This window comes from Citrobacter sp. Awk 4 (genome assembly GCF_028069725.1).
Taxonomy (GTDB): Bacteria; Pseudomonadota; Gammaproteobacteria; order Enterobacterales; family Enterobacteriaceae; genus Citrobacter_D.
Window position 1 is genome coordinate 26,590 of record NZ_JANEWG010000040.1, and the last position, 12,328, is coordinate 38,917.

At 51.6% G+C, this 12,328-nt stretch carries 12 protein-coding genes and 1 pseudogene; 8 read left to right on the top strand and 5 right to left on the bottom strand.

Annotated elements, in window-relative coordinates:
• Positions 1–12: 12 nt before the first annotated feature.
• Both ddpX and NNO04_RS16305 read right to left on the bottom strand, forming a co-directional pair.
• Positions 13–594: a D-alanyl-D-alanine dipeptidase gene (gene ddpX / locus NNO04_RS16300; protein ID WP_271445582.1), complete on the bottom strand. Its 582-nt coding sequence runs from the start codon at positions 592–594 to the stop codon at positions 13–15.
• A gap of 14 nt (positions 595–608) precedes the next feature.
• Positions 609–1,475, bottom strand: coding sequence for a MurR/RpiR family transcriptional regulator (locus NNO04_RS16305; protein WP_271445583.1), 867 nt, complete (start codon positions 1,473–1,475; stop codon positions 609–611).
• A gap of 403 nt (positions 1,476–1,878) precedes the next feature.
• On the opposite strand from NNO04_RS16305, the gene hdeB reads away from it, so the two are divergent.
• The 7 genes from hdeB (at position 1,879) to NNO04_RS16340 (ending at position 8,336) form a co-directional block, all read left to right on the top strand.
• Positions 1,879–2,208, top strand: coding sequence for an acid-activated periplasmic chaperone HdeB (gene hdeB, locus NNO04_RS16310; protein ID WP_271445584.1), 330 nt, complete (start codon positions 1,879–1,881; stop codon positions 2,206–2,208).
• Between the two features lie 167 nt (positions 2,209–2,375).
• Positions 2,376–4,322 carry a methyl-accepting chemotaxis protein gene (locus NNO04_RS16315; protein ID WP_271445585.1) on the top strand — a complete coding sequence of 649 codons (1,947 nt, stop codon included), beginning with the start codon at positions 2,376–2,378 and terminating at the stop codon, positions 4,320–4,322.
• Between the two features lie 138 nt (positions 4,323–4,460).
• Positions 4,461–4,775, top strand: a complete 315-nt coding sequence (locus NNO04_RS16320) for a helix-turn-helix domain-containing protein (RefSeq protein ID WP_192612200.1) — start codon at positions 4,461–4,463, stop codon at positions 4,773–4,775.
• On the top strand, positions 4,768–6,036 hold the full coding sequence (locus tag NNO04_RS16325; RefSeq protein ID WP_271445586.1) for a type II toxin-antitoxin system HipA family toxin: 1,269 nt from the start codon (positions 4,768–4,770) through the stop codon (positions 6,034–6,036). Before NNO04_RS16320 ends, NNO04_RS16325 begins: the two co-directional genes overlap by 8 nt.
• A gap of 198 nt (positions 6,037–6,234) precedes the next feature.
• Positions 6,235–6,633: a RidA family protein gene (locus NNO04_RS16330; protein WP_271445587.1), complete on the top strand. Its 399-nt coding sequence runs from the start codon at positions 6,235–6,237 to the stop codon at positions 6,631–6,633.
• Between the two features lie 19 nt (positions 6,634–6,652).
• Positions 6,653–7,621, top strand: a complete 969-nt coding sequence (locus NNO04_RS16335) for a threo-3-hydroxy-L-aspartate ammonia-lyase (protein WP_271445588.1) — start codon at positions 6,653–6,655, stop codon at positions 7,619–7,621.
• Positions 7,622–7,700: 79 nt separating this feature from the next.
• Entirely contained in the window at positions 7,701–8,336 is a 636-nt protein-coding gene (locus NNO04_RS16340; protein WP_271445589.1) for a helix-turn-helix transcriptional regulator, read from the top strand.
• A gap of 63 nt (positions 8,337–8,399) precedes the next feature.
• Here the strand turns inward: NNO04_RS16340 and NNO04_RS16345 are convergent, their stop codons facing one another.
• From NNO04_RS16345 to NNO04_RS16355, 3 genes are all read right to left on the bottom strand, one after another.
• Positions 8,400–9,725 (bottom strand): glycoside hydrolase family 10 protein, encoded by a 1,326-nt coding sequence (locus NNO04_RS16345; protein ID WP_271445595.1) that lies wholly within the window; start codon positions 9,723–9,725, stop codon positions 8,400–8,402.
• 105 nt (positions 9,726–9,830) lie between these two features.
• Complete coding sequence (locus NNO04_RS16350) at positions 9,831–10,118, bottom strand: VF530 family protein (protein ID WP_271445590.1); 288 nt, start codon at positions 10,116–10,118, stop codon at positions 9,831–9,833.
• A 127-nt stretch (positions 10,119–10,245) separates the two neighbouring features.
• Complete coding sequence (locus NNO04_RS16355; RefSeq protein ID WP_271445591.1) at positions 10,246–10,845, bottom strand: hypothetical protein; 600 nt, start codon at positions 10,843–10,845, stop codon at positions 10,246–10,248.
• Positions 10,846–11,178: 333 nt separating this feature from the next.
• Between NNO04_RS16355 and NNO04_RS16360 the strand changes: the two are divergent.
• Positions 11,179–12,013: pseudogene (locus NNO04_RS16360) on the top strand (helix-turn-helix domain-containing protein); the annotation flags it as partial.
• Positions 12,014–12,328: the final 315 nt, after the last annotated feature.

Below are 12,328 nucleotides of genomic sequence, written 5' to 3' on the forward strand. Positions count from 1 at the left end.
CTTGCTCCAGAGTTAAAGTGTGTGTTGTGTTGTCGTGGGTGAAAAACAGGCAATGCAGTCGTCGAGTAAGGGGTATTTCGCGGCGGCGGGTAATTCAAAATGCCACCATTCGCTGCTGATCCCGACAAAACCGCCACCGAACATAATCGCGTTTAGCAGCAGGCGATTTCGCTGCGCCTGCGGCGGCACCGACGGGTGATAGGCGTGAGAACGGTCGTGCATTTCGTCAAAACCCGCACCCATATCAAGCACCTGACCGTTTGCATCCATCAGCGTGACGTCGATAGCAGTGCCGCGGCTGTGATTCGATCCAATCGCCACATCGACCACATACTGCGGGTCAGGGCAGACATCCCACAGGATCGATTGCGCCTGCTGGGGGCGATAGGCGTCGTACACCACCAGAGATAAGCCCGCCAGTTGCGCAATGCTGATGCTTTTTGCCAGCGCAGCAACGGCGTCTTTGTGTAACAGGCAACGCGCTTCCCGATAAATGGGCGCGCCGGTGAGGTTATCGGCCGTAGCGTATTTGAGATCGATATGCAGTGACGGGAAGAGAGCCGACACATCGCGCAGTACGGGGTTTTCAGACATAGCACAGTTCCTGTTTATTGTTCGAATTGACCAAATTCTTGTTGTAATTGACGGTTGGTGTGTAAGCGCTCGGCGAGGGTATCGCCCAACAGTTCAACCACGCTGGAAAGTAATAAGTTGAACAGACAGCTGACGGGCGCCAGGGAGTCCCAGAAATGCCCGGTATCGGTTTTTACCTGTAATAAATCAATGGAATAGTCTCTTGCCCACGGACACCAGACATCGGTGACCAGCGCCAGTGGAATCTGCCGCTCACTGGCGACGCGACAGTAGTGTCGTGCGGTGGCGGAGTAAGCCCGCGTGTCGGTGATCACCACATAGGGCTGCGTAAACCCGGAATTCAGCGATTCTACCCAACTGCCTGACAACCCTTCGGAGTAACTCACTTTAGGACGCAGGTATTCCAGGTGGCTGAAAAAAGCGTTAGCGATACCGCGCGTCGACTGGATCCCCAGAATGTAGACGGCTTCTGCGTGCGCCAGTTGCTGTGCAATACGTAAAAACGTTTCGCTTTGCGCCAGTTGATACACATGGCTAATGGCGTCAATTTCCAGCGCTAACGACTGCTGCGCGCGGTCTGGCAACCGCTGTTGTTGCTGCCACGAACCGAGACGTTCGTTCATTCCCCAGGGCTGATAGGGGATGGCGGGGAGTTCGCGCAGACTCGCCTTGGCATCCTCCAGATTGCGAAAACCGAGTTTGCGCAAATAGCGTCCCACCGTGATCCCGCTGGTGCCGGTCGCTTTGGCGATACCGTCTGCCGTTTCAAAGGGGATCTGCGCCGCATGGGTTAACAGCCAGCCGGCAACACGCTTTTCGCTTGGCGTTTGCTGACTGAAAGTACGTTCAATGCGGGAAAATAACTCAGGTTTTGCAGTCATTACCGTCTCGCTGTTAAGTCACTATCAGACACCGTGTTGCTGTTATCTGATTAACAATGCAGGACGCGTGCCATGCCATCGACAGTCGCCACGATGTGTTTTTTGTTAAATTTTGGTGATTTTTAATTAACTAATGATCAACATTTGTGCAGCGTAGTTCACTTTTGGTGCAACGGCTGTAGAAGCGGGGGCGGAATATGTTGAATTCGTAGACACGATCACAAAGCGCGGGGGAGGTTAATACCCGATACATAAAAATCAGTCACCGGAAATGTCAATAATAGCCATATCCCCACCACGGACTTTATTCATCAGGCATCTGGAGTATTATTTCTTTCGTCCTACATTAACGGTTTAAAGCGCGTGTGTAGATATTAATCAGTGTGTTTATGGAGTCACAGAAATGAATAAATTCTCCCTTTCTACAGCAGGTATTTTGGCAGCGGCGCTGTTGACCAGTGTAAGCGTAAATGCAGCAACAGATAACGCAAAAAAAGACGTCACCCCCAAAGGTATGAGCTGTCAGGAGTTCATTGATCTTAATCCGCAAACTATGGCGCCAGTAGCTTTCTGGGTGCTCAATGAAGATGAAGATTTCAAAGGCGGTGACGTTGTGAGTTTCGACGAAACCGTGACCACGGCGGTTCCGTTAACTGTTGAAATTTGCAAAAAACACCCTCAGAGTGAATTAAGCAAAATTAAAGACGAAATCAAAAAAGAATTATCTAAATAAGTTTTAGCATTATTAAAACCCGGCCAGAGTGCTGGGTTTTGCTATTTGTGACGCTGTCACTTAATATTCATTAATGTCTCATCTCGCTTTATCACTCAACCACCATAAAGATATAAATTGACGTGCCGATACTGGTTAAACGTTCGCCTTTTACATAAGGAGTTTGTATGGCCTGGTATCCCTCACGTATTTCTACCCGTCTGACCCTCGGCGGCATTTCGTTGTTGGTCGTCACCACGCTGGTCATCGTCGCGATTATGCTGTGGCGCGGTCAACCACGGGTCGTCGAGATCAACACCGCCCTTATAGAGGAAACGGGACATGGTCTGACCCAGCATCTCAGTTCTGTGTTATCCCGTATTGAAGGGGAAACGGTCGCCCTCGCGCGGATGGCCGAAGTGCTTCCCAATGATGAGGCGCTTTATCGCAGCGTGGTTCCCCATCTGATTGGCGAGCAGAATAATGCGATGATTACCGGCGGTGGGATCTGGCCAGAACCGGATGCCTTTACGCAAGGCGTAGAACGTCGCAGTTTTTTCTGGTCGCGTAACGCCGAAGGAAAGCTGATATTTTCAGATGACTATAACGTCCCTGGCGGCAACGGTTATCACAGTGAAAGCTGGTATCAGCAGGCAAAAGGACGTTCGCAGGAAAGCTGTCTGTGGTCTGACGTTTATCGGGATACGATCTCCGGCGTCAATATGGTGACCTGTAGCATTCCGTATCGTAATTCAGGCGTGTTTGCTGGCGTCGCCACTACCGATATCCGGCTGGATAATGTTGCGACGTTTATGCAACAGCAGGGTAACAGCACCGGCGGCTATGCCTTTGTGGTGGATAAGCAGGGGCAAATTCTCTATTTCCCACAGGCTGATCCGGCAAAATACAAGACGTTTAGCGATCTGCTCAGCACCTCTGACTGGCTAACACCCGTGGCGGAGAGTCTGAAATCGCTACGCGGCAGTACGGATGTGACCTCGATAGCGCTCGAACATGACCAGATCCTTAACGCGCCTTCACGGGTCATGCTGTTCCCGATGGCGGACACCGGTTGGGTGGTTGGTCTGGTCACACCGCAAGAGCGCATTGTCGGCCTGGCAAAAGTGATGATGCAGGATGTTCTTGAAGTCCTGGTCCCCATTATGACGCTGTTGCTGGTGGGCGCATGGCTGGTGGTGCGCAGGCTTATCTCCCGGCTGGATGATACACGCCGCGCACTGGATGATATTGCTCAGGGGGAAGGCGACCTCACCCGACGTCTGGATGTTCGCGGAAAAGATGAAATTTCCGATATCGCCCAGGCATTCAACCTTTTCGTCGACAAAATAGCCGCCATTTTGATCAACGTACGCAGCAGTAGCGTCGTTGTTGCCAGCAACGCCGTCAGCCTGGCAGACAGTAATACGGAGCTCTCTACACGCGTGACGCAGCAAGCCGCAGCCCTTGAGGAGAGTGCAGCAGCCATGGAGCAGTTAAATGCGACCGTGCATCAAAACTCAGGCAATACCCAGTTAGCGGATGAGTTATCCGACAGCACTGCGCAAACCGCGAACCGCTGCGGTGATGTCATGCAGGGGGTGATTTCGACTATGGATAATGTCAGCGCATCATCTGGCCGAATGGTAGAAATTGTGGCGGTGATCGACAGCATTGCCTTCCAGACGAATATCCTGGCGCTCAATGCGGCGGTTGAAGCTGCGCGGGCCGGCGATGCCGGTCGGGGATTTGCGGTTGTCGCCTCCGAAGTGCGTACACTGGCGCAGCGTAGCGCCACCGCCGCGCAAGAGATCAAAACCTTAATTGATGAATCGGTCTCGCATGTGGGTAGCGGAAGTCAGCAGATTCATCATGCGGGTGACCGACTGGCAGAGCTGGTCAGCAATGTACGGCAGGTCAGACAGTTGATGGGGGAGATCCGTGTTGCGGGGGAAGAGCAGCGTAAAGGGGTTTCTGAAGTGACGCTGGCCGTCACCGAGATGGACAGTACGGTTCAGCAGAATGCCTCGCTTATCGACGATGCAGCGACACGAACCCAGGTGCTGAAGGAAGAGGCGGAACAACTGGCACTGCTGGTCTCTTCGTTCAGATTGCCGGAACCTGCTACCGCCAGTTAACTCCAATATTAAGTGCATTAAACCGCATTAATGCACTTAATTCTGTTATTTTGGGCATTACACCCGTTTGCGCGTGCTTATATTTAACTCTATAATATTGTGTGTTAAGTGCAATTTATCGAGATAAGAACCCATATTATGGATTTAATGCTCAGAACGCCTGTTGAGATCGTCAAACTTCTCTGTGAACGATTACGTAAAGAGCGCCTGTCAAAACAGATGACCCAGGCGGAGGTTGCCGCACGCGCGGGGATTGGCGTGAATACGGTGTCGAATCTCGAGGCCGGACGAAATGTGGGCTTTGAGGGGCTGGTCAGAGTGGCCGTGGTTCTGGGGTTGGGGGATGAACTGGAAAACCTGTTCAAACCGAAAATAGAGAGCCTGGATGATATGGTGCGCTACGAAGAGAGTTCAGCACGTCAGCGCGTGAGAAGGAAAAATGACGATGCCTGAACAAATTGATGTCTTTTATGAAGGCTGGGGTGAACGCTGGCGTTGGGGCCGACTGATGTCGTCCACCGCCATGACGGGACGCCCGCTGATTGCCTTCGAATACAGTGATGAGGCTGTACGCAAAGGCTTTGAACTCTCCCGACTGACTCTGCCTCTTAACGGTCCTCGCTTACGACAGGGCTTCCCCGCACATCAACTTGGTCTGCCAGGCCCCGTTTATGACGCACTACCCGATGGCTGGGGAATGCTGCTCATGGATCGATTGTTTAAACGACGGGGACTCAATGCGGCGCGTATTGGCCCTCTGGAGCGATTAACCTGGATCGGCAGCAATGCGATGGGCGCCATGACATTCCAGCCGGTTCAACCGGATGCGGAGACCGTCAACGCACAGGAGATCCCTCTTATTCAGTTAGCCTCGGAAGTGCAAGAGGTACTGAGCGGCGAGGGCGGCGAGTTCCTACAAAAGTTACTGCAGATGGGCGGCTCACCGCAGGGCGCAAGGCCCAAGGCGTTACTTTATCGTGACACTGTCACTAAAAAATTCACCACGTCGCCGCAACCCGGGTACGAAAGTTGGTTAATCAAGTTTCCGGCACGCGATGAGCACGCGGAAGTCTGCGCTATCGAGGCCGTCTACTCTGAATGCCTGCGTCAGTGTGGCATTGACACCCCGGACACCGCTTACTTCGCGCTGGATGACAAACAGGCGGCCTTTGCCACGCGTCGTTTTGACCGCAACAATGACAGGCGTGTTCCGATGCAAAGTCTGGCCTCGTTTACCGGGGCAAATTATCAGATTCCGGGGGCTCTGGACTATCGCAGTTTTTTACGTGCCACTCAAATATGCACCAATGATGTCAGAGAAAAAGCCGTCGCCTTCGAGCGCGTGGTCTTCAACGTGGTGTTTAACAATCGGGACGATCATCCGAAGAACTTTGCCTGGCTGATGTCGGCTGAAGGCAACTGGACGCTGGCTCCCGCCTATGACGTCACCTGGTGTGAAGGGCCTGGCGGCTATCACCAGATGGATGTCATGGGCGAGGCATTAGATATCGGCAGAAAACATGTGCAGACGCTGGGTGAACAGGAAGCGGAGTTGATGCCGGAGCAGGTGGCCGAAATCATCGAGAAAATTTGTGCGGTCGCGGCCAGATTCAGCGAGATAGCGAAGGATCTGTATCCCGGACACATTACCCAGGCGACGCTTAACACAATACAAAAGCGAATCATTGAAAATATACATAGACTGAATGTATGACCTGATCAAACCACAGGTTCACCGATGTCTAAACAGCCGTGTTGAATACCCACAACACGGCTTTTTTATGGGATTTACCGTGGCTCAAAATGTGATCACGAAGCGCAGATAGGGGTTGGCGAACAGAAGAAATTGCGTTATATATACATAAAGTATTAAATCAGACATTTTGTATTATAACCCATACGGAGAATACGTATGTCTTCCGACATTATCCTCAGAAACATGACGTCCGGCGTGAGCCCTGCAGGCCACTACTCGCACACCTGCACCGCCGGGGGTTTTGTGTTTATCTCAGGGCAATTACCCGTCACCGCTACGGGTGAGATCAATCCCGCAGCTTCATTCGAGGAGCAGGTACATCAGGTGCTGGCGAACCTGGATGCCTGCCTTGCGGCGGCAGGAACAGACCGCTCCTCGCTGGTGTCGGTCAGAATCTATGTCACCGATGTCTCGCAATGGCCCTTGTTCAATCAGATTTATGCACAATGGCTGGGAGAGTTTAAACCTGCTCGCGTGGTGGCTGGCGTTAATGCGCTTCATTATGGATTTGCCGTAGAAGTTGAAGCCGTTGCCCTTGCTCGTTCATCTTCCTGAACTATTCGGAGTTAATGATATGACTTCACTGCAATTCCCTGAGTATGACGATGTGGTTGCTGCGGCAAAGCGCATCGAAGGCTATGCCAACCGTACGCCGGTGCTGACCTCGCGTACGGTGAATGACGCGTTTGCGGCGGACGTTTTTTTTAAGTGTGAAAACTACCAGCGCATGGGGGCGTTTAAGTTTCGTGGGGCGATGAACGCCCTCAGCCAGTTTACGCCGGAGCAGCGCGCGGCAGGCGTCGTGACGTTTTCTTCAGGCAACCACGCCCAAGCCATTGCGCTGGCGGCAAAGCTTTTAAACATCCCCGCGACAATTATCATGCCGCATGATGCACCAGCGGCAAAAGTGGCGGCGACGAAAGGGTATGGCGGCAATGTGGTGGTTTACAACCGCTATACCGAAGACCGCGAGCAGATTGGCCGGGATCTGGCGACAGAACATGGACTGACGCTCATTCCGCCTTACGATCACCCACACGTGATTGCCGGGCAGGGTACTGCCGCCAAAGAGTTGATCGAAGAGGTCGGGCCACTCGATGCGCTTTATGTTTGTCTGGGCGGCGGCGGATTGCTTTCCGGTTCAGCGCTGGCCGCACGCCATTTGTCGCCAAAATGCAAAATTTATGGTGTCGAACCAGAAGCGGGTAATGACGGGCAGCAGTCGTTTCGCAGTGGCAGCATCGTCCACATTGATACCCCTAAAACCATTGCCGACGGCGCGCAAACCCAGCATCTTGGGCAGTATACGTTTTCGCTAATTATGAAACATGTTGATGATATTCTGACGGTTTCTGATCAGGAACTGATTGACTCAATGGCCTTTTTCGCCGAGCGGATGAAGATGGTTGTTGAACCGACCGGTTGCTTAGGATTTGCCGCGGCGCGGGCCAATAAAGAGCAGTTACGCGGAAAACGGGTTGGGATCATTGTTAGTGGTGGCAACGTTGATATCAGCCGATTTAGCGAGCTTCTGGCGGGCTAAATACGCAGGGATATCTGGCAGCAGATATCCTTTTTCTTTAGACTGCACCGGGAATATTGCGTGGTTCGCAGGAGAGAAAATGTCTAAACCCGAGGAAAATTCACTGTTAGGTCAACTTGATATCATTGCGAAAGGGCTCAGTGAAACCTTTTCGCCATTCTGCGAAGTTGTTGTGCACGACCTTAAAAATCCCGAACATGCGATTCTCTCGATTCATAACAACTTATCCGGCAGGAAAGCAGGGCAGCCCGCAACCGAACTGGGGCTTGCACGTATTGCCTCGCCGGATTTCCCCAACATTGTGGCGAACTACGGTAATCAATTTGCCGATGGCCGTCCGGTGAAAAGCACGTCTATTGGTATTAAAGATAACGAGGGCAAGTACGTCGCGGCCTTGTGTCTGAACGTAGACATGACGTTATTCCGGGGAATGCAAAGTGCGTTAGCGCGCTTCACCGAGATCGAAAATACCTCCGTACAGGAACATATTGAACCGACAGGATCTGAGGCGATCCGCCAGCGTATCGACAGTTACGCCGCCAAACGTGCGACCACGGCACGCGCACTCAATGTTGCCGACCGCAAAGCCGTTATTCAGGAATTACGTAAAGACGGTCTTCTGGAGGTGAAAAAATCGATGGAGACCATCGCTCAGCATCTCGGTATTTCCAGAGCAACGGCGTATCTTTATGCCCGTCAGGAAAGCGATATCTAGCGCAGCCCAACAACGTGCAAACTCATGACTGCACGTTGCCAGGCGTGAAGCAGGGAAGGTTCGTTAACTGCCCCAGCGACTTCTCAGATAGTTAACCGCCTGCTGCGTTTGCGGCTGGTTGAGATAGTCTTCCCGAAACAGGATCGTGCCGCTAATTTGTGGCACCGACTCATTCAAATCAAGCTGCTTTTTAAGCTCTGGCACGCCGCCATTGATCATCCAGTCCGGTTCATTTTTGGAGGGTTCGCCAACTTTATACAGGGCAATACCGATATAGAGACGCGTGTTGGTCGGTTTCACGACATCGGCCCACCATTTTGCCAGCACATCATAACGGGCCGCGCTGCGCGAGAAAGGCCAGTAAATTTGCGGGGCGATGTAATCGAGTAATCCTTGCTGAACCCAGCGACGCGTGTCAGCAAAGGATTCATCGTAGGCAGCCGCGCCTCGCGTGTCGGAACCTGCGGGATCGTGTGAGCGATTACGCCATACGCCAGCCGGACTTACACCGAATTCGACGTCGGGTTTAAGCGTATTAATGGTGCGTGAAACTTGTTCTATCAGCTGTTGCGTATTGTGCCGACGCCAGTCCGCTTTCGACGCGAATGCACCGCCGTATTTTCGGAAAGTTTCGTTATCATTGAGCGTGGAACCTGGAGACTCCGCATAGAAGTAGTCATCAAACTGCACGCCATCGACCGGATAACGCGAGACGACTTCGGCGACAATACGGGTGATCCAGTCGCGTACCTCAGGAATACCGGGGTCGAGGACAAAACGATCGCCTGCGGTTCGGATCCAGTCCCGATGCTGCACAAAAACGCTGGAAGGACGTTGCGACGCCGTGCTGTTCAGTTCTGCGACGGTCGACGGTTTCGTGTTGGTGGAAACGCGATAAGGATTAAACCAGGCATGCACTTTCATGCCGCGTTTATGCGCTTCATCAAGCATAAATTGCAGCGGGTCATAACCCGGATTTTCGCCGATAGTGCCGGTCATGAGATCTGACCAGGGTAAAATCTCCGAGGGCCAGAGCGCCGTAGCGTCGGGCTTAACCTGGAAAAAGACGGTGTTAATACCGATGCTTTGCAGCTGATCCAGCTTATCGGTTAGCGCTTTTTGCTGCTGACTGATTCGACTGGCTGTATTACTCACATTCACGGATGACACCGGCGGCCAGTCAAGTCGGGACACCGTCGCCAGCCAGATACCGCGCATGGGCGCCTGGCTCTGATGAGATTGTTGAGATTTACCCGGCGCGACCGGCGTCGACGGAGTGACAAGCGAAACCGGCGGCTCTGAGGAACAACTGGAAAGTAAAAGAGCCATTGCGATAAATGAGAATGACTTTTTGGCCATAAGCGGGAGGCGACGAGAACAGATATCCATGTATGCCAGTTTTCCGATGATCACGTGAGAAAGTCATTCTCGTATTATTCGAGCTTAAGTCAATACGCAGCGTGTGGCATATAAGCTGGCTGGCAGAGCAGGGGATTAATCCTGCTTACTGCGCCCCTCGGTCCACGGATTAAAAGCAGGTTCATCCTTTGCTTCAGGCACCGTATCATTCAGAGAATCAAGGTACAGCGCTTCAACTTCCGCGCGGGCCCACGGCGTGCGCCGCAAAAATTTCAAACTCGATTTGACGCTTGGGTCATTCTTAAAACAGTTGATGTTGATCAGTTGACCCAACTTAACCCAGCCATAACGTGCAACAAGTGCATTAACTTGCATTTCAAGCGTCACGCCATGTAAAGGATCTTTAGAAAAGTGAGCAGTCACAGGATGTCCCGTCAATTAAGATGTGGGGTGAGGGTACAAGAAAGTGGCGTTATCAGCAATGTAGCCAGGTATAGGACAGGACATAAAAATCCCGCCTGTACTGGAGGGATTTTAACAGGAACTGTGTTTAGCGCGAAATGTGAGCATTTCGTGTCTGGCGGATCAACTGTCGCCAGGCGCGATTATGCAGGGTGAACAGTAGCATCTTATAGAAGGCCGTAGAAAGGAGACAACCACCGCTGATCAGTAGCATGAAGACACTCAGCAGCGCTGCGGTCAGATCGACACCCGGCCAATTGGTACCCTTCATCGCCCCATTCAGCGCAGAAACCAGGTAGACTGCCGTCAACAGCAGGCTTATCACTGCCAGCGTAAGATGCACCCGTAAGGCGCGCATGCTGCCTTTACCAATCATAAATGTCGTCAGGCCGTTGATGCCAGCGAATAGCAGCGCGATCAGCACAACCCAAACGAAAACCCGCTCAGCAGGCTGGTTTAGTGCGGCGAGTACGCCGTAACCCAACCACAGCTGTGGAATAGCAAAACTGACGGTTACCCCGAGGGTACTGATCGCTGCCGGAATGCCCATGGTATGTAACCCAACCGGTTTCCCCATCTGTTCGGCAAGCTGCGCTTTCAGCTGTTGCAGCTGTGTGGTGCTGGCCTTACTAATGCTTACCGCCACGTCGTTACAGTGTTGTAAGCGACGGGAGAAAACTTTAAACATATGACTACTCTGTGCTTAGTTGGGGGAAAAGGACTGTAACCAGGTTCTGCCTGTGCTCAGCGACGCTTTATGAAATAATGTGCATTCAGTACCTAATGCATGAAATAGAGCAAGCTCAGAAATCACTATCATACTGTTTTTATGAGAGAAGGGTTGGGTTTATGAAGTTATTAACCCAGGAAATCGATTTAACATAATATACATTATGCGCACTAATGCTATAGAGGCTCAATGCTAATGTATATTTGTGGCTCATTTAAGGAATGTCCAGGCTATAGTTCTCAGACCTGTATGCCTAGTCAACAACTCGCTTTTCCTGATGAGGAGTTTTCTATGGCTATACATGACGCCAGGATGTTCACCGTGAAAGAAATCAACCGCCTCAAAATCCTTCAGGATGTCATCGATCGCAATTTACGTCCCGGTCAGGCTGCGGAGATGCTCAGTATTACGCCACGTCATTGCAGCCGGCTACTAAAGCGTTATCGGCAGTCCGGGCCGCTTGGCATGAACAACCAGAGTCGTGGCCGCGCCGGAAACCGTCTGTTGCCAGCTTCACTGACTGAGCTGGCGCTAAATATCATTCGGGAACGCTACCGCGATTTTGGCCCCACGCTGGCTCGTGAAAAACTGGAGGAAATTCATGGACTCGTCCTTGGCAAGGAAACCGTCCGGCGCCTGATGATTAAAGCGGGACTGTGGATCCCCCGCAGACAGCGTCAGCCAAAAATTCATCAGCCCCGTTACCGGCGGCCTTGTACTGGCGAGCTGATACAAATTGATGGCTGCGACCACCACTGGTTTGAAAACCGGGGTCGACCCTGTACTGCCCTGGTCTATGTTGACGATGCCACCAGTCGCCTGATGCACCTGCTGTTTGTGAAATCTGAGTCCACATTTACCTATTTTGAAACACGCCAATACCAGCTCTGCCAAAGGCCGTGTTGAAGGAGCCCATCTGACTCTGCAGGATCGCCTTGTAAAGGAATTACAGCTTAACAGGGCTGCTCTTCCCTACTCCATCTATGATTGACTCTCGGAAATCAACCAGAGTGCTATTGTGGATAACAAGCGTCTCGGTAGCACACTCGAATTCATTAGGCTGGTTCAGGATAAACGTGACAATAATCGTTCACAGCTAATACCTGCCGGTGACGGCCCACGCCGCTTGCATATGGATTGGGTTGACATCGATATAGGCTATTAAATACCCCTTTTGAAATAAGGTTCTACTAATGCAAAAAACATAAATAAGCATGATTTTTTTTCGTGCCTCTGTGTTATATAAATACCATTATACATATGACAATGAGAGATAAAGGGTATGTATAAAGACATCCTGGAAGCGGCAAAAAAATTTGGATGGTCAGCTGTGATCATTATTGCCATCATCGTTTGTTCATGGATACTTGGTGTAGAGTATTATAAAACCATCACTTTACCCAACCTAAAACCCTCACGCGTCAGGGTTGATTTTAATGGT